Here is a 19,947-nt window from a genome sequence, read left to right as displayed (position 1 = left end):
GAGCGTACGGGGTGCGGAATCCACGTTGATCGGCGAGGTCTCGTCAGGTGAGTCCATGCGCGTTCGCTGCTGGAACAGTGGCGCACCGCGTAAAGCCCGCCCGCGGACTCTATGGGCGTCCGGGAGCTCAGTTCAGTGGTAGTTCAGTGTGTTGCGGTGGGGGAGTGGAAGATGTGTTCGCCGCCGCTCGTGACGGTGGTTGTGGAGCCGTCCGGGAGTAGTACGTCGGCCTCGATGCCGGGCGGGATGACTGCACGCACCTCGATGCCGGACCCCGTACGGCGCCAGTGGGACTCGACGCGGCCGTGCGGGGTCCGGAGGGTGCCGGTGGCCCAGTCGAGGCCGGGGCCGGGTGTCGGGGCGATGCGGATGCGGGCGTAGCCCGGCGCGGCGGGTTGGATGCCGGCGACGACCTTGTAGAGCCAGTCGGCGACGGCGCCCAGTGCGTAGTGGTTGAAGCTGGTCATCTCGCCCGGGTTGATTTTCCCGTCGGGGAGCATCGAGTCCCAGCGTTCCCAGATCGTCGTCGCGCCCTTCGTCACGGGGTAGAGCCAGGAAGGGCACTCCGTCTCCAGCAGGAGCCGGTACGCGTCGTCGACGTGCCCGGTCTCGGACAACGCCCAGGTGACGAAGGGCGTTCCCGCGAAGCCGGTGGTGACGCGGTAGTCGCGGTCGCGGACGACCTCGGCGAGGCGGCGACCGGCGGCGGCGCGCGTTGCGTCGTCCAGCAGGCCGAAGCAGATGGCCAGCGCGTAGACCGTTGCGCAGTCGGAGCGGATGCGCAACACGCCCCCGCCATCGGCACCGCCCGTGCCCACGCCCGTACCCGTGCCCACGCCCGTACCCGTGCCGTCGACGTAGTACTGCTGGAACGCCTCCCTCGTACGCCGGGCCAGCTCCTCCCAGCGCGCCGCGTCCGCCTCCTCGCCCAGGATGCGCGCGGTCTCGGCCGCGAAGGAGGCCGACCGGTAGAGGCACGCGGTTGCCACGACACCGGCGTCGGCCTTGGCGGCCCACGGCTCGTGCGGCGAGGCGTCGGGGTCCAGCCAGTCGCCGAACTGAAACCCCTTGTCCCACAGCCCGTTCGCCGAGAGGTGGGGGAGTACGGACTCCAGGTGGAGCACCATGCCCGGGTAGTGCGCGGCGAGTCGCTCGCGGTCGCCGTACGCCTCCCAGAGCGCCTGCGGGACCCACACCGCGGCGTCGCCCCAGATGGCGGTGGGTCCGTTCCACTTCTCCAGCAACTCCGCGTTGGCGAAGTGGCCGTGCTTGAGGATGTCGGGGACGACATGCGGTACTCCGTCGGCGCCCGCGTGCCGGGTCTCCGCCGCGAGGTCGAGCAGCCATCGGTGCAGGAAATCGGCGGTGTCGAACTGGAAGGAGGCGGTGGCGGCGTACGCGGCGATGTCACCGGTCCAGCCGAGGCGTTCGTCCCGTTGCGGACAGTCGGTCGGTACGTGGAGGAAGTTGCCCTTCTGGCCCCAGACCGAGTTCTCGACGAGCCGGTTGACGAGGTCGTGCGAGCAGGTGAAAGTGCCGATGCGCGCCATGTCCGAGTGCACGACGACGGCCACCAGGGCGTCGTCGCCCACCGTGAGCCGCCCGGGATATCCGGTGACCTCGGCATACCGGAACCCGTGGAAGGTGAGCGTCGGCTCGAACTCGTCGTCACCGCCGGACAGTACGAACGTATCGGTGGCCTTCGCGGCGCGCAGCGGCCGCGTGCCGAGCTCGTCGTCCTCCAGTACCTCGGCGTGCCGGATGACGATCTCGGTCCCGGCGGGGCCGGTGACACGCAGACGGATCCAACCGACGAGGTTCTGACCGAAGTCGACGAGGGTTCGTCCCTGCGGCGAGGTCCAGACGCGTTGCGGCCGCAGTACTTCCTGCCGCGTCGCTCGGGGACCGGTCTCGGCGACGAGCGTGGTGCGGTCGAAGGCGGTCTCACGGACCTCCAGTGGTACGCCGCTGCCACGCAGCCGGGCGTCGATCCGCTCGCCGTTGTAGAGACTGTTCTCCAGGATCTCGCTCGTCCGGGCCGACCAGGTGGTGTCGGTTGGTACGAACTGGGTGTGGCCGTCGGCGAAGGTGATCTCGAGCTCGCCGAGGAAGCCGGTCTCCTCGCCGTAGTTGGCGTTCGCGCCCTCGAAGCCGAGATCGCCGCGCCACCAGCCGTTGCCCAGGAGCACCTGGATGTCGAGGGAGTTGTCGTGGTGTTCGTGGGCGTGGTTGTTGTTGAGGAGGTGGGTCACGTCGTACGTCTGTACCTCCAGCCGCCATTCGTAGGAGGTCCAGCCCGGATCGAGTACCGAATCGGAGACCGGGCGCCCGTCGATACGGGCCTCGTAGATGCCGTGCGCCGTCGCCCGGAGCCGTGCGGCGGTCACCTCCGATCGGGGGGCGTCGAGGGCGATGGTCCGGTGCAGGACGACGGCGGCGGCGCGGTCGGTGCCGGCGGTGATCATCGTGGCGTTGTCGAGCATGGGTGCCCTTCGGAGTGTGCGGTGGGGTGGGTTTCCGTGTCGATCTCGTCCTCCGCCTCGAACTCGTTGCGTGTCCGGCGGCGGAAGACCAGCCAGGCGGCGCCCAGGCCGATGGCGGTGGCGAGGCAGAGGCCCGCGTACGTCAGGCGGGGGCTGTACTGGAGGAGGGCCGGGGTGAGGACGGCCGCGACGGCGGCGAGTACCCGGGCGACGGCGATGATTCCGCCCTGAGCGGTGGACCGCAGCATCGTCGGGAACGACTCCTGCGTCCAGACCTTCATCATCCCCTCGAAGGCGAGCATGCCGCCGGCGCCGCCCATGATCCCCATCGTGATGAATGCCGGGAGGCTGAATCCCACGACGGCGGGCGTGGCATAGGACACGATGAGCATCACCGCGCCGGTCGCGAAAAGACGCATCCGGTGGCGGGTGCCGACGTACTTCATGAAGATCAGGCTGCTGAGCAGGCCGAGCGGGAATCCCAAGAGGCTGAGCTGCGAGGCGAGTTCGACGCTGATGCCGACGACGTTGACGGCGATGTGGGTGTGGAACTGGCCGTTGGTGTTGGCGGCGAGATTGGTCAGGCAGTAGAAGACCAGGAGCGCGGCGAACGGCTTGGCGTACGGGTGCGTGAACAGCTCGCCGAAGCGCACCCGCTCTGCCCGCACCGTCTCGATGCCGCGGCGGCGCTCGTTGCGGGCCGCGAGCCAGTACGGCGACTCGGGGATGCCCAGCCGCAGGAGCAGGATGATCAGGGCGACGATGCCCACGTGGGCGTAGAGGATCTGCCCGCCGAGCCGGCCGAGGCCGCCGACCAGGGACGCGATCAGGGCCGTGGCGAGGATGCCGACCGTCCAGAGCATGTTGGACAGGCCGAGCAGCGCGCCCCGGTTCTTGTCGGTCGCCGCCTCGGAAATCGTGGCGAGCGATACGGGCAGGTCGGCGCCGGTGCCCAGGCCCACGAGGGCGACGCCGGTCAGCATGAGCGGGAAGGACGTCCCGAAGACCAGCAGCGCGCAGCCGGCGACGGCCATCGCCATCGTCACGAGGAAGACGGCGCGCCGGCCGAAGGCGTCGCCGAGCTTGCCGCCGACGACGGCGCCGATGGCGATGCAGAAGGTGAGGATGCCCGAGAGCCAGCCGAACTCGCTGCCGCTCAGGCCGATCGCGTCCTGGTAGATGACGAGTGCGGTGCCGTTCGAGACGATCGCTGCCGCGTCGATGTAGGACGCCATTCCCGAGACGATGCCCACGTGCCAGGGGTTGGGCGTTCTGACGGTGCGGGGGATCGGCAGAGCCATGACTGTTCCCCTTTGAAACGTCGCGTATGGAAGCCCGGAGTGGCTGTGGCTTGCACGACAGCCTGCATCTCTGGCTGTCTCTAGGTGCTGAATCGATTCAAGTGGCGATACCGTAGAGCGGCGGCGAATCGCTTCACAAGGGTTCTGCGCCGGGTTTCGCACGCGGGCATGCGAAACGCCCCGCCGCAAGGGGGAGAAGGCGGGGCGTTCGACCGGAGGCCGACGGGTCAGTCGGTGGCGTTGGGTCAGGTGTTCACGCAGGTGTTGCCGATGGCGGGATTGAGCAGCCCGACGACGCTGATGGTGTTGCCGCAGGCGTTGACCGGAACGTGGACGGGGATCTGGATGACGTTACCGGAGGCGACGCCGGGCGAGTTCAGGGCGGCGCCCTGTGCACCGCTATCGGCTGCTGCGACGCCTGCACCTCCCAGGACAGCGGCGGCGGCCAGGGTGGTGGCGACGACTGCGCGACGGATGCTCATGATTTTCTCCTGATGTGAGGGAATGCCCGCACGGAGCATCTCCGGTGCGATGTGCAGAAAACGCCCGTAACTCGAACGGGGCGCCAAACTCGCTGGTACGTGTGCACATGCCCTCATCCGGTTGACTCTCCGCGGCGACCGTTGCCGATGGGGGTGACGATCAGTGACGCGCCGCCCGGTCGAGCAGGATTTCCGCGGCCGTGCGCGCGTGGCGGCCGTAATCCGGCTGATTCAGCACCATCGCGCGGCTGGCGGCGCCGTCGGCGAGGGTGACCAACTGCTCGGCGAGCGCGGCGGGTTCGGCGGCGCCCAATTCTGTCGCCAGCTCGGTGACGAGTTGCGCCATCAGCAGCTTCTGCTCGCATGCGTATGTGTGGATCTCGCTCAGCGGATCCGGGAATTCGACCGCGGCATCGATGAACGGGCACCCGCGCACCGGATTCGCGTCCGGTGCCGGGGGGTCGAACAGCCGGAGAATGCGTTCGCGGGGATCGAGATCCTCGCGGGTGAGCACGCTCTCCAGGGTCAGGCCCGATGCGGCCAGCTCCCGCAAGTGGGCGATCACCAGATCGCTCTTGAGCGGGAAGTGCGCGTAGAGCGTCCGTTTGGACACCGGCGCCGCCTCCGCGACCTGCTCCATGCCGGTCGCGTTGATCCCCTGCTGCGCGAACAGCGGGGCGGCCGCGGCCAGGATTCGTTCCCGCGCGCCGCGCCCCCGGCGTTGGGTCTTCTTCGCGGTCGTCGTGCTGCTCATGGAGCAGAAGTATACGCGAGCGTTTACTTAAGGGGGGAGGTGCTGTTACGGTCTCGGCTTAAGTAAACGGTCACGTTTACCTAAGTGACCTTGACGCGTGTACCTGAGTGACCCTTGAGGAGTGCCCCCATGAACCCGTCCGGCCCGCCCCACCGCACCGAGTTGAGCGGTTACGCCGAGAAGCTGATCCGCGGCCGCCGTGCGACCCGCGCCTTCCTGCCCGACCCGGTACCGGAGGAGACTCTGCGCGCGGTCTTCGCGCTCGCCGGTGCCGCGCCGTCCAACTCGAACGCGCAGCCCTGGCGAGTCGAGGTGGTGAGCGGGGCGCCGCGAGACCGCCTCGCCGACGCGCTCCAGGCAGCCCACGCCGGGCGGCGCACCACGAGCGACTTCCCGTACCGCGAGGACATGTACTCGCCGGCGCAACAGCGCCGCCGCGCCGCGTTCGGCGGCGAGCTCTACGGCGCGCTGGGCATCGACCGGGACGACGAGGCGGCCCGTGCGGCCTACGACGCCGAGAGCCTGCGCTTCTACGGTGCCCCGCACGTCGCCTTTCTCTTCGTGGCCGGTGACGGCGGGGCGCGGCTGGCCGCGGACGTCGGCATCTACACGCAGACGCTGCTGCTGGCGATGGCCGCGTACGGCATAGACAGCTGCCCGCAGGGGTTGCTGAGCTTCTACGCCGACACCGTCCGTGGTGAACTCGGCGTAAAGGAAGGGAAGTTGCTCGTGGGCGTTTCCTTCGGGTACGCCGATGAGGCCGCGCCGGTCAACCGCCTCACGACCGGCCGGGCTTCCCTCGAAGCGACCACGACCTTTCACTGTTAGAGGGCGGTTGGAGGCGGTTGGAGATGGTCGGAGATGGTTGGAGGCGGTGAGGCCCCCTGAGGTCAAAAGGCTACTGAGGTGAAGCGCGGCGGAACGGGCCCTCGGTGGGTGGGCCGTCGAGGACTGAGCGGACGAGGTCGTGCAGGCGGGTGTTGTGGCTGCGCGCGTACGAGCGGAGCAGCTCGAACGCCTCGTCTATGGTCCACCCGAAGCGTTCCGAGAGTATTCCCTTCGCCTGCTCGATGGCGATCCGCGAGGTCAGGGCCGATTGCAACTGGTCGACGTACCGCTGTTGCCTCTGATGCGCCACGCCTATCACTGCCGCCTCGCTCATGGCCTGTGCTGCCCGGACGGACTCGTCGGGTAAGGCGTGGTGCCGGCAATGCTGGTGGTGGAGATGGAGTGCGGCGATGGTGCGGTGTTGGTGGCGGAGGGGGATGACGGTGATGCCGGTGAACCCCTCGGACAGGGACCGCGGTACGAAGCGCGGCCATCGGGAGCGGAAGCTCGGCCGGTCGAGGGGGAGGTCGGCGAGCGGGCGTCCGGTACGGAGGGCTTCGAGGCCGGGCCCCTCGTCGAACTCCAGTTGAGCGTTGGCAAGTTGACCGGATGCGTGGTCCGATGCGGCTGCCACCGTCGGAGCGTTCTTGTTGCGCTCGTCCACGGAGATGACCGCCGTCGCCTCGACGCCCGGCAGCTTCCGGCTGTGGTCGGTCAGTCGCCGCAGTACGCCACCGTTGTCGTGGTCACGCGGGCCGGCGTCGGCAAGGTCGAGGAGAACGGATGTCAACTGCTGAGGGACCGATTGTTGAGGGATCGATTCGTCGCACATGCGTGGTTGTCTCCTGTGGACCGAACGCCGGTGATCCTCGCTCGACCTGGCTCGAATCTGACGTTGGCATGCTGCTGGGTCATATCTCAAGTGCACCCGCATCCTGGCAATGGTTGCTCAGCGGAGCAAGTGGGATACTCCCGGTGAGTGCTACTACTGATAGGCAGTGCTGATCGGCATGCTGATAAGTGGTGCCATATCAGTACGCACGGAATTCCTCTCAGTCCGCACGGTGTTGCTCGTCAGAGCCCGGGCGGGGCGCCTCGCGTCGAGGAGGGGCGGCCAGCGGCTCGGCGGCTTCCAGGAGGAGTTCGATCGTCTTCGTGAGGCCAGCGAGGCGGTGGCGCATCTGGCCGCCGGCATCGCCAGGGGCGAACGCCTCGGCCTCGGCCGCGTTGCTCGCCAAGTGGCGGCGGGCGAAGTCGAGCACCGTGCGGAGTTGGGTCTGGTCGTCCATGACGGCGCGAGCCACAGGTCCGGCCACTGCGCGCACCTCCTCTCGCCGGGTGTTGCCTGAACGGACCGTACCGCACAGTGCGTACGGCGCACGGTCGGCCGGGACGGCCGAGGCAACTCCGCACGGGGGGAGGAGATCGGAGCGGCGAGGAGGAAACTGGGGGAAGCGCCTTGTTTCCCCTCGCGCGGCCCGTACGATCCGCAGCAACGGGAAAGTGGACAGAAGTGGGCATGAGGAGCGCCGGAGGTGCTGGATGCCGTACGCCGACGGACTGGCGATCACCACGCTCGCCTCCTGCGATGCCGGCGCGGTGCTACGCGTCAGCGGCGAGCTCGACCACGACAGTGAAGGCGTCTTCCGCGTCACGGTGGGCGCCTGCGTCGGCGCCGGTCACCGCTATCTGACCCTCGACTGCTCGGCCCTCACCTTCTGCGACTCCCGCGGCCTGAACTGCCTGTTGGGCCTGCACTGGCTGCTGCGCCGCCGCCAGGGGCGGCTGCTGCTGGCGTGCGTGGGCCGCCGCGTACGACACGTACTGGACCAGACCGGCGGCAGCGAACTGCTCCCGGTCTTCACCACCGTCACCCAGGCCCTCGCCACTCTCCCCGAGAGCCACCGCCCCGTCTGGCCGCCCGACACGGCCCGCCACCGGTCCGCGGCTCAAGACCCGGCGTGACGATCTTCACCGCCTGCATTCCGCATCCTGCATGTCATCCTGACCTGACACTCTGTGCTCCTTACACTCTTTGACAGCAGGCCGAGGAGAACCTTCCGTTGAGTACCGGCGCGCCGCAGTACGACAGTTTTTACGAGCCCATAGATATGAGCACCGTTACAAGCCCACCCCGCACGTGAGCGGTGCCTGGGACGTCAACGAGCAGCACTTCAGCCCGCTCGGTGGTCTCATCGTGCATGCCATGGAGCGTCATCTGACGGCGCGTCCGGACAGCGGGCTGGTCCTCGGGCGGGTCAGCTTCGACATCCTGGGGCGCCTCGCGCTCGACGAGTGCGAGATCCACGTGGAGACGCTGCGGCCCGGCCGTACGATCGAACTGATCGAGGCCGTCGTACGGATCGCCGGCCGCCCCGTGGTCCGGGCGCGCGCCTGGCTGCTCGCCGCCGTGGACACCGCGGCCGTGGCCGGTGGCGCCGGTGACCGGCTCCAGCCGCCCGAGTCGCTGCCCGCCTGGCCGCTGGGCTCCGTATGGCCCGGTGGGTACATCGCCTCGCTGGATGTCCGGCCGGTCGCACCGCCGCAGCCGGGGCGCACGACCGCCTGGGTGTCCACACACCTCGACCTCGTCGCGGGACAGCCGAGCAGTCCGCTGGCGTCCTATCTCGCCCTGGTCGACACCGCCAACGGCATCGCCGTGCGCGAGTCGCCCACCGCCTGGATGTTTCCCAACGTCGACCTCACCGTCCACCTCCACCGGCAGCCGGAAGGGCGCTGGACCGGGCTGGACACCACCGTCACCTTCGGCGGCACCGGGCAGGGCATCACCAGCACGGTCCTGCATGACATCAACGGGCCCGTCGGCCACGCACAGCAGATACTCACCGTCCGCCCCATGCCGACCGCTGACGCCGAGTAGGACTGTCCCTGAGTACGACTGACACTGAGCAGACCCGCGAGTCCGGGCCGGCTGCCTCGGTCCGGGCCCCGCGGAGTCCGTCCTCACCTGCAGAGGCAGCTGCGTACCACTGCCAGGTGCATCCTGACCGGCGCTTGGACAAGAACTGGACAAGTACGGGACAAGCGGAGATGAATGCCACGCCGCCGTCGTGACCTGCGTCATTTATCCGGAGAGTGCTGCTGGGTAACGTTCTGTACGGCTTGCCCCCTCACCGATTCGGAGGGCTCATCGGTGCCCGCAGACCTCTCCCCGCTGATATCGGCGACGACCCAGTGGCTGACGTGCGCGTATCCGTCGAGCGGCGGTGCCATGAGCGCTGCCCTCACCGAGGCGCAGGCCCGGCAGGCCGTGACCGTCGCGGCGTGGCTGCGCTACCCGACGCCGATGGATGCCGCGCTGGTCTCGGTCACCGGCCCGGGTGGCTCAGCCCGTCTCGACTGGCTCACCGGCGCGGACGCCCCCGGATCGGACGCCCCCGGATCGGACGCCTCCGACCCGGACGGCGAGGCGGAGCGCGCGTGGCGGTCGTGGGTGGACGAGGTCGTCGCGAGCTGGGCTGCGGCCCTGCTCAGTACGCCCGCACTGGCCGAAACCGCGGTGAACGCCCTCGCCGACTCCTGGCACACCTCCGGGACACCGGTCGAATTCCGCCGCCTGGTCGCGCCCGACACCCACGAGCAGCAGGCCGCCGCCCTCCTGCGCCACCCGGACCTGCTGGCCCCCCTGGCAGAACTCCACCACCCCGAACTCCTCACCCGCCTGGACACCGACCGGGTGCTTGACGGCTGAGGAGAGACGGCTGAGGAGACCAGCTGGGCACGCGGGCACGTCACTCGACGGTGACGACCACCGAGTGGTGGCCCGTTGCCCCGTCGGGAACGGGTGGGGTGCGGCGTGCGGGCTGAGTCTTTCCCGTGCGGTCCGTGGCGCGGACCGTGAGGGTGTGCTTGCCGGGCCTCGCGCGCCACCGGAGGGACCACTGGCGCCACGTGTCGCGGGTGTCCTCGGCGGCGAGAGCGGCCCGCCGCCACGGTCCGTCGTCGATCCGTACCTCGACGCGGTCGATGCCGCGGTGCTGCGCCCATGCGACACCGGCGATCATGACCGTGCCGGTCCGCAGCCGGGCATCGGGCCTGGGTGTGTCGATACGGGACTGCGTCTTGACGGGGGCCTTGCGGGCCCACGCGCGCTCGACCCAGTACGCGTCGTAGGCGTCGAAGGTGGTGAGTTCGATGTCCTCGATCCACTTGCAGGCCGAGACGTAGCCGTACAGGCCGGGGACGACCATCCGTACCGGGAAGCCGTGCTCCAGCGGCAGTGGCCGGCCGTTCATGCCCAGCGCCAGCATCGCGTCCCGGCCGTCCATGATGTCCTCGACCGGACTGCCGATCGTCATGCCGTCCACCGAGCGCGCCACCAACTGATCGGCCGGGCCGCCCCGGGACGGCGGCCGGATGCCGCACTCCCGGAGCAGCTCGGCCAGGGGTACGCCGATCCACCGCGCGTTGCCCACGTACGGGCCGCCGACCTCGTTGGAGACGCAGGCGAGGGTGATGTCGCGTTCGATCAGGTCGCGTTGGAGGAGATCGTCGAAGGTCAGCGTCCGAGGTCTGGTGACGCCCGTGCCGTGGATGCGCAGCCGCCAGGTCGTGGCGTCGACCTTGGGGACGAGGAGCGCCGTGTCGACCCGGTAGAAGTCCTTCGACGGGGTGCGGAACGGGCCGAGGCCCGCGATACGTAGCTGCGCTCCGCGCGGGACGGGTGGTGCGGGGGACGCCGGCGGGGGCAGGACGACGCGGCTCCGGGAGGCGAGCGCGTCTCTGCCCGGACTGCCGAGCGTACGGCCCAGCACGCCGACGCCGGTGGAGGCCGCGGCGGCGGCCGAGGCCGCGAGGAGGAAGCCGCGGCGGTCCCAGCCCTTGCCCGCCACGGGCGCTTCCCCGGCCGCCGTCGCCTCCGAAGCCGGAGGCGGAGCCGAAGCCGGAGCCGGAGCCGGAGCCGGAGCCGGAGCCGCGGCCGATGCAGGGCCCGAGCCCGGTACCGTACGCCCACGCAGCCGCCCCGCGAACCAGTACAGCAGCCCGCCGCCCGCCACCGCCCCGACCAGCGACGGCAGCGCATCGAGGGCGCCCGCGTCCGGCCGGCTCACCGCGGCCACCGCCCCGACCACCCCGAACAGCAGGACGCCCGCCGCGCCGAGCCGCCGGCGGCGCAGCGCGAGGACGCCCAGGGCGAGCGCGAGCAGCGCCAGTACGGCCAGGATGCCGAGCTGGAGGACGAGCTTGTCCGCCGTACCGAAGGTCCGGATCGCCCAGTCCTTCACCGGCGCCGGGGTCAGGTCGACCGCCGCGCCGCCGACCGCCACGACCGGCCCGGCCTCCGGCCGCACCGCCGCCGACACCAGCTCCGCGACGGCCAGCGCCGCGTATCCGGCGAGCAGCCCGCTCACCGCCCCCGGCACCCACAGCTGAGCGCCGCGCACCCCTGGTTTCTCCCGATCCCTGCCCACACAGCAATTGTCCCGCCGACCGGGCGGATTTTCCCGGCCCCGCGGGGCACTCGGGCACGGCTGAGTCGGCGTGTTCCCGGGAGGCGAGGCTGTGACCGAACTGGCGGACGGCGCGGTGCGTCCCGTGTACCGACCGGCCCCACCGCTGGGCAGGCGGCTGGTCCGGCTGACGAAGACCACCGACCACAAGGTGATCGGCAATCTGTACCTGGTGACGTCGTTCTGTTTCTTCCTCTTCGGCGGCGTGCTCGCGCTGCTGATGCGGGCCGAACTGGCGCGCCCCGGTCTGCAGATCACCGACGAGCACCTCTACAACCAGCTGTTCACCATCCACGGCACGGTCATGATGCTGCTCTTCGCCACCCCGCTCTTCGCGGGCTTCGCGAACGCCGTCATGCCGCTCCAGATCGGCGCGCCGGACGTGGCCTTCCCCCGCCTGAACGCGCTGTCGTACTGGATGTACCTCTTCGGCGGCCTGATGGTGGTGAGCGGCTTCCTGGTGCCCGGCGGGGCCGCGGCCTTCGGCTGGTTCGCCTACGCGCCGCTGAACGGGGCCGTCCGGTCACCGGGCGCCGGCGGCGACCTGTGGACGATGGGCCTGGTCGTGGCGGGGGTGTCCACCACGCTCGGCGCGGTCAACTTCATCACCACCATCATGTGCCTGCGCGCGCCCGGCATGACGATGTTCCGGATGCCGATCTTCACCTGGAACGTGCTCTTCACCTCGATCCTGGTGCTCCCCGCCTTCCCCGTGCTGACGGCGGCGCTGCTGGCGCTGGAGGCGGACCGGAAGTTCGGTGCGCACATCTTCGACGCGGCCAATGGCGGGGCGATCCTCTGGCAGCACCTGTTCTGGTTCTTCGGCCACCCCGAGGTGTACATCGTCGCGCTGCCGTTCTTCGGCATCGTGACGGAGATCCTGCCGGTCTTCTCCCGCAAGCCGATCTTCGGGTACGTCGGGCTGATCGGCGCGACCGTCGCGATCACGATGCTGTCGGCCGTGGTCTGGGCACACCACATGTTCGCCACCGGCGCGGTGCTGCTGCCGTTCTTCTCCCTGATGTCGTTCCTCATCGCGGTGCCCACGGGAGTGAAGTTCTTCAACTGGATCGGGACGATGTGGCGCGGGGCGCTGTCCTTCGAACCGCCGATGCTGTGGGCGGTCGGCTTCCTCGTGACGTTCCTGCTCGGCGGGCTCAGTGGCGTACTGATCGCCTCGCCGCCGCTGGACTTCCACCTCACCGACTCGTACTTCATCGTGGCGCATCTGCACTACGTGCTGTTCGGGACGGTGGTGTTCGCGATGTTCGGCGGCTTCTACTTCTGGTGGCCCAAGCTGACCGGGAAGATGCTGGACGAGCGGCTCGGCAAAATCCACTTCTGGACGCTGTTCGTGGGCTTCCAGACCACCTTCCTCGTCCAGCACTGGCTCGGCGAGAACGGCATGCCGCGGCGTTACGCCGACTACCTCGCGGCCGATGGATTCACCCTGCTCAACACCGTCTCGTCCATCGGCGCGTTCCTGCTGGGCGCCTCGACGCTGCCGTTCCTTTACAACGTGTGGAAGACGGCGAAGTACGGCACGCGCGTCGGCACCGACGACCCGTGGGGCTACGGCCGGTCCCTGGAGTGGGCCACCTCCTGCCCGCCGCCGCGCCACAACTTCGTTGCCCTGCCGCGCATCCGCTCCGAGTCGCCCGCCTTCGATCTGCACCATCCGGAGAAGGAGTGGCACACATGAAGTCGCAGGAGAGGTAGGGGACATGAAGACGGAAGCTGTTCTCTTCGCCGGGGTGGCGGGCTTCTTCGGTGTCACCGCGGGCGTCTACGGCAGGTACGGGCACGACCCCGCGGGCACCAGCGTGCTGATCGTCGCGTGCCTGATGGCCGCGCTGGTCGCCTTCTTCCTGGCCGTGCAGTACCGGCGGCGCGGGTCGCGGGCGCAGGACCGCCGCGACGCCGAAGTGGCCGACACCGCAGGGCCGTTGGAGTTCTTCCCGCCCGCCAGCCCCTGGCCCCTGGTCGTCGCCGCCGGGTTCACGGTCGTCGCGCTCGGTGTGGTCTTCGGGCTGTGGCTGGCGCTGCTCGGCGCGGGGGTGCTGGCCCTCGGCATCTTCGAGATGGTGTTCCAGTACGCGAGGAGTCAGGACCGACAGGACAGTCGGGGCCGACGGGACCGTCAGGAGTCCGGCGGCCGGTCGCGCAGCTGACGGGCGGACTCCCGGGACTCCGCGCGCGGGTGCGAGGCCGCCGCGAACCAGTGGCTGAGCGCGGACCGCAGCCGCCCGGCCCCGTCACCGGACCCGTCCCGCCCGGCCGCCGCCAGCGGGGGAGCCGCCGGCATCGAGCCGTGCAACACCACGTACCGCTCCTCGTCGCCCACCGGCCGGTGCTCCTCCTCGTAACCGCCCTCGACCGTCTGGCGCATCCGTCCGGTCTCCTCGCCCTCGGCCAGCCGTTCCAGTTCCGCCTCGCGCAACGCCAGGCACACCCGCTTGACCACCATGAACACCAGCACGGGCAGCACGATCAACGCCGTCCGCAGCACCCAGGTAAGGGCGTTGAGGGAGATGCCGAAGGCGTGGGCCACCACGTCGTTCCCGCCGGCCAGCAGCAGTACGCCGTAGGCGCTGACGGCCGCCGCGCCGAGCGCCGTGCGCACGGGCCGGTCGCGCGGCCGGTCGCACAGGTGGTGCTCGCGCCGGTCGCCGGTCACCCATGCCTCGGCGAACGGGTAGGCGTACAGCAACGCGAACAGCGCGAGCGGCAGCACCACCGCCGGGAGCAGTACGTTCCACATGAGGGTGTGGCCGGTGACCGTCGTCTCCCACGGCGGTACGAGCCGCAGCGCTCCCTCCAGGAAGCCGACGTACCAGTCCGGCTGGGCGCCGGTGGACGCCTGGTCCGGCCGGTAAGGGCCGTACACCCAGACCGGGTTGATCTGCGCCACCCCGCCGAGAAACGCCGTCACCCCGAAGACCATGAGGGACAGGCCGCCCGAGGTGGCCGCGAAGTGCGGGACGAGGGGCCTGCCGACCACATTGCGGTTGGTGCGGCCGGGGGCCGACCACTGCGTGTGCTTGAGGTAGAAGACCAGGATCAGATGGACGGTGACCAGGGCCAGGATCAGGCCCGGCAGCAGCAGGATGTGTACTCCGTACAGCCGGGAGATCAGGTCGTGGCCGGGGAACTCCGCACCGAAGACGAACATGCTGACGTACGACCCGACGAGCGGCACCGAGAGCATGATGCCCTGCGCGATCCGCAGCCCGGTGCCGGACAGCAGGTCGTCCGGGAGCGAGTAACCGGCGAAGCCCTCCGCCAGCGCCAGCAGGAAGAGCGTCACCCCGATCATCCAGTTCACCTCGCGGGGCTTGCGGAACGCGCCGGTGAAGAAGACCCGCAGCAGGTGCACGCCGATCGCGGCGAGGAAGACGAGCGCGGCCCAGTGGTGCATCTGCCGGATCAGCAGCCCGCCGCGCACGTCGAAGCTGATGCGCAGGGTGGAGTCGAACGCCTCGGACATCCGGACACCGGAGAGCGGAGTGTACGAACCGTCGTACACCACCTCGTTCATGCCGGGTTGGAAGAACAGCGTGAGGTACACCCCTGTCAGCACCAGCACGATCAGGCTGTAGAGGGCCAGTTCGCCCAGCAGGAACGACCAGTGGTCGGGGAACGGCTTGCGCAGCAGCCCGCCGCCCTCGGCGACCGGCAGCCGGGCGTCCAGCGCCTCCGTGGTGCGGCCGGCGGCCTGCCTCGATTTCTGCTTCACGGCGCGTGCCTTCAGGCGGGACCGCCGGAAGAAGAGCATGCCCACTCCTCCCTCTTCGGGAGCCCCTGACGCATCGCCCGCCAGGTGGCGCCACGAGGACGTGTAGCCGCTTGTCGGCGGGCCACGCAGGACCGGGGAAAACCGCTGGCCGGAGCGGTGTCCGTGTGGCAGCGTCCGCGCTGTGACAGACACCGACCGAAGTGGCACCGGCCCCGCCGTGACCGACACCGACCGAAGTGGCACCGGCCCCGCCGTGACCGACACCGACCGCATCCGGATAACCCCCGTCGCCGAGCGCCCGGAACTGCTGCCCCGGCTCTACGAGTTCGCCGACACCTGGCCGGACTTCGTCCCGCACGACCCGGTGGCGGACGCCCTGTTGGGCCGGGTGGCCGCGGAATTCCCCGAGTACTGCGTGGTGGCGACGGACGGCGACCGCGTCGTGGCGCGCGGGCTGAGCGTGCCCTTCGACGGCGCGAGCGACGGCCGGGAGGAGACGCCGGACCGGGGCTGGGACCGGGTGTTGGGATGGTCGTTCCACGACCGGCGGGACGGGGACCGGCCGACGACGGCCAGTGCGTTGGAGATCACGGTGGACACCGAATACCTCGGCCGCGGGCTGTCCTACCGGATGCTGGAGGCGCTGCGGAATGCCGTCGGCCGGCAGGGCCACGACGCGCTGCTGGCCCCGGTCCGCCCGACCGCCAAGCACCTCGAACCGCACGTCCCCATGACCGACTACATCCACCGGCGACGCGCGGACGGACTGCCGGCCGACCCGTGGCTACGGGTGCACCTCAAGGCCGGCGGCACCATCGAGAAGATCGCCCCGGCGTCGATGACGGTCAGCGGCTCCCTGGCCCAGTGGCGCCAATGGACCGGCCTGCCCTTCGACCACGACGGTCCCGTAGAGGTGCCCGGCGCCCTGATCCCCGTGCACTGCGACACCACACACGATCACGCGGTCTACGTCGAACCCAACGTCTGGGTCCGGCACCGAGTGCACCCGCGACCGTAGCGGGCACGACATACTCCGGTAACGGCCCCGGGGGGCTACGCCTTCTACGCTCGTACGGAGAAGGTGTACGGAAAGGTGGGGACGGGGAGACGGCCGGGGGAGGGGCGTTCGGGCGTGCAGGACGACGTGGAGCTGCGCCACCACGTGGTGCACGGCTACCGCCGCGCCTTCCGGCTCGCGGGCCGTGGCCCCGCCCTCGTGTTCCTGCACGGCATCGGGGACTCCTCCGCGACCTGGGCGGGCATCCTCCCGGCGCTGGCCAGGAACTACACCGTGATCGCCCCCGACCTGCTCGGCCACGGCGCCTCCGACAAGCCGCGCGCCGACTACTCGGTCGCCGCCTACGCCAACGGCGTCCGCGACCTGCTCGGCGTCCTCGGCATCGACCGCGCGACCCTGATCGGGCACTCGCTCGGCGGCGGGGTGGCCATGCAGTTCGCGTACCAGTTCCCCGAGCGCACCGAGCGCCTGGTGCTGGTCAGCGCGGGCGGCGTGGGCCGGGAGGTCACCCCCGTCCTGCGGGCCGTGTCCCTGCCGGTGGCCGCCGCGCTGCTCTCTGTGCTCGGCCTGCCGGGGATGCGCGCCCAGACCCGGCTGGCCCTCGGGCTGCTCAAGCGCCTCGGTACGGACCTCGGGCAGGACGCGCCGACCCTGCTCCGGCTGGTCGACGCGCTTCCGGACGCGGCGTCCCGGAGCGCGTTCGTCCGCAGCCTGCGCGCCGTGGTCGACTGGCGCGGCCAGGTCGTCACCATGCTGGACCGCTGTTACCTGGCCGAGGGCATGCCCACCCTGCTGCTGTGGGGGTCACGGGACGGCGTGATACCGGTACGCCACGCGTACCGTGCGCACGATGCGATGCCCGGCAGCCGCCTGGAGGTCTTCGAGGGGGCCGGGCACTTCCCCTTCACCGCCGATCCGGACCGCTTCCTCGCCGCGGTGCAGCACTTCATCGCCACGACCCGGCCGGCCGACTGGAGCCCGGAGCGGTGGCGCGAGCTGCTCAGAGCGGGTCGGCCCGGCACCGCGGCCGGCCGCCCGGACGACGCCCGCAACCGCGCCGTGGAGCGTGAACTGCGGGACGAGAGCGAGCGCAGCGCCACGTAACGCTTTTTACGGGCGGTCGTTTGCGGGCGGTCTTTTTACGGGCGGCGCCAGCTGTGGTCCGGGAGGTGGGAGCCGGCCTGCGGACCCATCCGCAGCATCCCGCCGTCGACGGCCCACGACGCCCCCGTCACATACGCCGCGTCCGGACCGGCGAGGAAGGCGATGACGGCGGCCACCTCACGGGCGTCGCCGGGCCTGCCCAGCGGGACACCGGGCCGGTCCTTGACGGTCACGTCCTCGTCGGTCTGCCCGGTCATCGGGGTGGCGATCTCACCGGGCGCGACGGCGTTCACGTTGATGCCGTACTCGGCCAGCTCCAGCGCCATGACCTGCGTCAGCAGGCCCAGCCCGCCCTTGGCGGCGCAGTACGGCGCGGCGCCGACCCGGGGCTGGTGCTCGTGCACGCTGGTGACATTGACGATCCGGCCGCCGTCACCCTGGTCGATCATGCGCCGGGCGGCCGGCTGGGAGCAGAGGAACGGGCCGATGAGGTCCACGTCCACCACGTGCTGGAACGTCGCGTGGTCGATGTCCAGGAAGGGCGTGGCAGTGCCGGTACCGGCGTTGTTGACGAGTACGTCGAGCCGGCCGAGCCGCTCCGCGAGCCGGTCGACGGCGCCGGCGGCCGCGGGCAGATCCGCGAGGTCCATCCGCTCGATCACCGCGTTCCGGCCCTTGCCGCGGACCTCCTCGGCCGTCGCCTCGGCGCCCTCCCGGTCGCTGTGCCAGGTGATGCCGATGTCCAGCCCCTGCTCGGCGAGGCGTACGGCGGTGGCCCGGCCGATGCCGGAGTCCGCCCCGGTGATCACGGCGGTACGCAGGTCCGGTGCCGGGTTCATGGTCAACGCTCCTCCGCCCGGGAGACGGGCAGCAGCTCACGGATGTCGGGCGGCAGGACGCTGCCGAGCTTCTCGCTGAGCTCGGGCGCCAGCGCCGCGTCCAGCGTTTCGAAGACCGCGCTCGCCTCCTGCAGCGCGGCGTCCTCCGAGACCCCGCCGCGCCAGGCGATCCGCGCGGCGAACGTCGTCAGATCGAACCGCTCCGCCGTGTGGTACTCCTCGGGGCCGCCCTCGTGCGCGGCGACCACCCGGCGGAGGTGCTCGCCGATCTCCTGCGGCAGCTGGGCCGCCAGATGCTCGGCGAGGCCGTCGGGGACGCGCTCCGCCAGCGTCTCCAGCGTCGCCCGCACCGCGCGCTCCGCCGCCCCGCGGTCGGGGAGCGCGGCTCCTGCCTGCACCAGGCGCAGGAACTCGTCGTGATGCATGATCATTCACCCTTCCGTGCCGTCGACACGCAGCTGTACCTGCTCCGCCAGCCGCTCCAGGCTCCGGTCCAGCGCCGCCTCCACGGCCTCGCCGCCCGGGTCGTGGGACGCCTCGAAGAAGGACAGGTGAATGGTCACCTCGCTCGCCCCGCTCCCGATGCCGGCCACCTGGAGCCACCCCGCGTAGCTGCCGGTCTCCCGGGTGCCCCATTCCATGCGCTGCTGATCCGGCTCGGCCCGGAAGAGGGCGGACGCGTCCTCGCCCGTACGGTCCTCGTGCACCGTCACGGCCGGCAGCTCCGCCTCCCGTACGTGCAGGTCCGCCGGCATCCAGGAATCGAGCTGCGACACATTGCTCGCCTGGTCGAAGACGTGCTCGGGCAGCGCCGGCATCGTCCGCGAACGCTCGTACTCAGTCATGCCACGCCTCTCCTCGGTTCCTGGGTTCCTCGGTCGCTGGGTTCTCGGTTGCCGGGTTCCTGGATTCCGCGTTCCTCACGCCTCCGCGGAACGCCGCCACGGAACGTCTGCCTCGTGACGCCTGCCCCGTGCCGCCGCGCGGCGGCACACAACCACCCGATTGCTCGGGATGTGGGCGATTCGTCATCGCGAATTCCGCCGCGGATTTTCTTTGACCGGCCTTCGGCCGTCACAATCAGCCAGGCACACCGGAACGATCTCCCTGTGAGGAGGCACGTAATTGGAAGGAAGGCTGGCCATGACGGCGGATGCGCGTGGCGAGGTCGAGGAGTTCATCCTGGGGGAGCGGTTCGCCTGCCTGGCAGGGCGTTCGGCCTGGCGCCGGGGCGGCATAACCCACCGGCACTACGACCGGATGGGGAGTACGGAAGCCGCCCGGCTGATGGCATTCGATCTCGCGGAATTCGTCGGCTCGGCGGACTGGAGCCCCCGGACGTTCACCAGCTTCATCGCGACCTTCGAGCAACCTCGCGGGGTCGATGAGCTGCGGTTCGAAGAGCTTCTCTGGCAGCAGCTCCAGCTGCTCCACGAACAGGACGCGGAAAGTCATCGCTGGGCCGAGGGCTATTCGTCCGATCCGCAGTCCGGACAGTTCGCCTTCTCCGTGGCCGGCCACCCCTTCTTCGTGATCGGTCTGCACGAGACGCACCGCCGCTGGGGCCGTCGGCCTCCCTTCCCGATGCTGGCCTTCAATTCCCACGAGCAGTTCGACCTCATAAAGGGCGCCGGCATGTGGGACCGGCTTGCGGACAAGATACGCAAGCAGGACATCAAGCTGCAGGGGGACATCAACCCCAACCTGTACGAGTACGAGCAGCTCTCCGAGGCCCGCCGCTACTCCGGCCGCCCGAAGCCCGCCGACTGGCAGTGCCCCTTCGCCGCCCGGGAAGCCGATCGGGAAGCCGTCGGGGAAGCCGAGCGGGAGCTGGAGGCGGAGCGCGAGCTGACCGTCTCGGGGGCGTAACCGCCCGAGCGGCATCGGCACAGCCACACACCGGGCCGCCGTGCCCGTGGCTGTGCCGACCG

19 protein-coding genes and 1 pseudogene are annotated in these 19,947 nt (G+C 70.3%); 9 read left to right on the top strand and 11 right to left on the bottom strand.

From position 1 onward, the window contains the following. Positions 1–143: 143 nt before the first annotated feature. From AB0I82_RS12145 to AB0I82_RS12130, 4 genes are all read right to left on the bottom strand, one after another. Complete coding sequence (locus AB0I82_RS12145; protein ID WP_363257110.1) at positions 144–2,483, bottom strand: family 78 glycoside hydrolase catalytic domain; 2,340 nt, start codon at positions 2,481–2,483, stop codon at positions 144–146. Beyond that, positions 2,462–3,784, bottom strand: a complete 1,323-nt coding sequence (locus AB0I82_RS12140) for an MFS transporter (protein ID WP_363257109.1) — start codon at positions 3,782–3,784, stop codon at positions 2,462–2,464. The genes AB0I82_RS12145 and AB0I82_RS12140 overlap by 22 nt, the downstream gene beginning before the upstream one ends. Positions 3,785–4,029: 245 nt before the next feature. Next, positions 4,030–4,266, bottom strand: a complete 237-nt coding sequence (locus tag AB0I82_RS12135; protein WP_363257108.1) for a chaplin — start codon at positions 4,264–4,266, stop codon at positions 4,030–4,032. 160 nt (positions 4,267–4,426) lie between these two features. Next, positions 4,427–5,020 (bottom strand): helix-turn-helix domain-containing protein, encoded by a 594-nt coding sequence (locus AB0I82_RS12130; RefSeq protein ID WP_363257107.1) that lies wholly within the window; start codon positions 5,018–5,020, stop codon positions 4,427–4,429. A gap of 129 nt (positions 5,021–5,149) precedes the next feature. Here AB0I82_RS12130 and AB0I82_RS12125 point away from each other — a divergent pair, with 129 nt between their 5' ends. Next, positions 5,150–5,848: a nitroreductase gene (locus tag AB0I82_RS12125; protein WP_363257106.1), complete on the top strand. Its 699-nt coding sequence runs from the start codon at positions 5,150–5,152 to the stop codon at positions 5,846–5,848. Between the two features lie 70 nt (positions 5,849–5,918). Here the strand turns inward: AB0I82_RS12125 and AB0I82_RS12120 are convergent, their stop codons facing one another. Both AB0I82_RS12120 and AB0I82_RS12115 read right to left on the bottom strand, forming a co-directional pair. Beyond that, the gene (locus tag AB0I82_RS12120; protein ID WP_363257105.1) at positions 5,919–6,638 is read right to left on the bottom strand and encodes a GAF and ANTAR domain-containing protein; all 720 of its coding nucleotides are present in this window, start codon (positions 6,636–6,638) and stop codon (positions 5,919–5,921) included. 262 nt (positions 6,639–6,900) lie between these two features. Further along, positions 6,901–7,164: a hypothetical protein gene (locus tag AB0I82_RS12115; RefSeq protein ID WP_363257104.1), complete on the bottom strand. Its 264-nt coding sequence runs from the start codon at positions 7,162–7,164 to the stop codon at positions 6,901–6,903. Positions 7,165–7,390: 226 nt separating this feature from the next. Between AB0I82_RS12115 and AB0I82_RS12110 the strand changes: the two genes are divergently transcribed. The 3 genes and pseudogenes from AB0I82_RS12110 (at position 7,391) to AB0I82_RS12100 (ending at position 9,560) form a co-directional block, all read left to right on the top strand. Then, entirely contained in the window at positions 7,391–7,813 is a 423-nt protein-coding gene (locus tag AB0I82_RS12110; protein ID WP_363257103.1) for an STAS domain-containing protein, read from the top strand. A gap of 98 nt (positions 7,814–7,911) precedes the next feature. Beyond that, a pseudogene (locus AB0I82_RS12105) lies at positions 7,912–8,729 on the top strand (thioesterase family protein). A gap of 273 nt (positions 8,730–9,002) precedes the next feature. Further along, entirely contained in the window at positions 9,003–9,560 is a 558-nt protein-coding gene (locus AB0I82_RS12100; protein WP_363257102.1) for a hypothetical protein, read from the top strand. Between the two features lie 40 nt (positions 9,561–9,600). Here the strand turns inward: AB0I82_RS12100 and AB0I82_RS12095 are convergent, their stop codons facing one another. After that, entirely contained in the window at positions 9,601–11,253 is a 1,653-nt protein-coding gene (locus tag AB0I82_RS12095; RefSeq protein WP_363257101.1) for a molybdopterin-dependent oxidoreductase, read from the bottom strand. A gap of 142 nt (positions 11,254–11,395) precedes the next feature. On the opposite strand from AB0I82_RS12095, the gene ctaD reads away from it, so the two are divergent. Then, positions 11,396–13,021 (top strand): cytochrome c oxidase subunit I, encoded by a 1,626-nt coding sequence (ctaD, locus tag AB0I82_RS12090; RefSeq protein ID WP_363257717.1) that lies wholly within the window; start codon positions 11,396–11,398, stop codon positions 13,019–13,021. A 22-nt stretch (positions 13,022–13,043) separates the two neighbouring features. Then, positions 13,044–13,490, top strand: coding sequence for a cytochrome c oxidase subunit 4 (locus tag AB0I82_RS12085; protein ID WP_363257100.1), 447 nt, complete (start codon positions 13,044–13,046; stop codon positions 13,488–13,490). On the opposite strand, the gene AB0I82_RS12080 is transcribed toward AB0I82_RS12085, so the two are convergent. After that, positions 13,460–15,094 (bottom strand): ubiquinol-cytochrome c reductase cytochrome b subunit, encoded by a 1,635-nt coding sequence (locus tag AB0I82_RS12080; RefSeq protein WP_363257099.1) that lies wholly within the window; start codon positions 15,092–15,094, stop codon positions 13,460–13,462. The two genes, AB0I82_RS12085 and AB0I82_RS12080, sit on opposite strands and share 31 nt — an antisense overlap. A 214-nt stretch (positions 15,095–15,308) precedes the next feature. On the opposite strand from AB0I82_RS12080, the gene AB0I82_RS12075 reads away from it, so the two are divergent. Together AB0I82_RS12075 and AB0I82_RS12070 are read left to right on the top strand one after the other, a co-directional pair. Continuing rightward, entirely contained in the window at positions 15,309–16,073 is a 765-nt protein-coding gene (locus AB0I82_RS12075; RefSeq protein ID WP_363257716.1) for an N-acetyltransferase, read from the top strand. A gap of 114 nt (positions 16,074–16,187) precedes the next feature. After that, entirely contained in the window at positions 16,188–17,177 is a 990-nt protein-coding gene (locus tag AB0I82_RS12070; protein WP_363257098.1) for an alpha/beta fold hydrolase, read from the top strand. A gap of 35 nt (positions 17,178–17,212) precedes the next feature. Here the strand turns inward: AB0I82_RS12070 and AB0I82_RS12065 are convergent, their stop codons facing one another. The 3 genes from AB0I82_RS12065 to AB0I82_RS12055 are packed head-to-tail and all read right to left on the bottom strand — an operon-like array spanning position 17,213 to position 18,861. After that, entirely contained in the window at positions 17,213–18,016 is an 804-nt protein-coding gene (locus AB0I82_RS12065) for an SDR family oxidoreductase (protein ID WP_363257097.1), read from the bottom strand. A 2-nt stretch (positions 18,017–18,018) separates the two neighbouring features. After that, positions 18,019–18,441 carry a DUF2267 domain-containing protein gene (locus AB0I82_RS12060; RefSeq protein ID WP_363257096.1) on the bottom strand — a complete coding sequence of 141 codons (423 nt, stop codon included), beginning with the start codon at positions 18,439–18,441 and terminating at the stop codon, positions 18,019–18,021. A gap of 6 nt (positions 18,442–18,447) precedes the next feature. After that, positions 18,448–18,861, bottom strand: a complete 414-nt coding sequence (locus AB0I82_RS12055) for an SRPBCC family protein (RefSeq protein WP_363257095.1) — start codon at positions 18,859–18,861, stop codon at positions 18,448–18,450. 298 nt (positions 18,862–19,159) lie between these two features. Between AB0I82_RS12055 and gntA the strand changes: the two genes are divergently transcribed. Beyond that, on the top strand, positions 19,160–19,885 hold the full coding sequence (gene gntA / locus AB0I82_RS12050) for a guanitoxin biosynthesis heme-dependent pre-guanitoxin N-hydroxylase GntA (protein WP_363257094.1): 726 nt from the start codon (positions 19,160–19,162) through the stop codon (positions 19,883–19,885). Positions 19,886–19,947 lie beyond the last annotated feature (62 nt).

This window comes from Streptomyces sp. NPDC050315, from assembly GCF_040655775.1.
Taxonomy (GTDB): Bacteria; Actinomycetota; Actinomycetes; order Streptomycetales; family Streptomycetaceae; genus Streptomyces.
Note: the sequence above shows the minus strand (reverse complement) of the source record. Positions and strands in the feature narration are given on the sequence as shown.

Bases quoted from the DNA above. Each gene is read 5' to 3' on its own strand.
- AB0I82_RS12065 (WP_363257097.1), bottom strand. From the start codon at position 18,016: ATGAACCCGGCACCGGACCTGCGTACCGCCGTGATCACCGGGGCGGAC.
- AB0I82_RS12135 (WP_363257108.1), bottom strand. From the start codon at position 4,266: ATGAGCATCCGTCGCGCAGTCGTCGCCACCACCCTGGCCGCCGCCGCT.
- AB0I82_RS12080 (WP_363257099.1), bottom strand. From the start codon at position 15,094: ATGCTCTTCTTCCGGCGGTCCCGCCTGAAGGCACGCGCCGTGAAGCAG.
- AB0I82_RS12055 (WP_363257095.1), bottom strand. From the start codon at position 18,861: ATGACTGAGTACGAGCGTTCGCGGACGATGCCGGCGCTGCCCGAGCAC.
- AB0I82_RS12060 (WP_363257096.1), bottom strand. From the start codon at position 18,441: ATGCATCACGACGAGTTCCTGCGCCTGGTGCAGGCAGGAGCCGCGCTC.
- AB0I82_RS12145 (WP_363257110.1), bottom strand. From the start codon at position 2,483: ATGCTCGACAACGCCACGATGATCACCGCCGGCACCGACCGCGCCGCC.
- AB0I82_RS12140 (WP_363257109.1), bottom strand. From the start codon at position 3,784: ATGGCTCTGCCGATCCCCCGCACCGTCAGAACGCCCAACCCCTGGCAC.
- AB0I82_RS12110 (WP_363257103.1), top strand. From the start codon at position 7,391: ATGCCGTACGCCGACGGACTGGCGATCACCACGCTCGCCTCCTGCGAT.
- AB0I82_RS12085 (WP_363257100.1), top strand. From the start codon at position 13,044: ATGAAGACGGAAGCTGTTCTCTTCGCCGGGGTGGCGGGCTTCTTCGGT.
- gntA (WP_363257094.1), top strand. From the start codon at position 19,160: ATGACGGCGGATGCGCGTGGCGAGGTCGAGGAGTTCATCCTGGGGGAG.
- AB0I82_RS12130 (WP_363257107.1), bottom strand. From the start codon at position 5,020: ATGAGCAGCACGACGACCGCGAAGAAGACCCAACGCCGGGGGCGCGGC.
- AB0I82_RS12125 (WP_363257106.1), top strand. From the start codon at position 5,150: ATGAACCCGTCCGGCCCGCCCCACCGCACCGAGTTGAGCGGTTACGCC.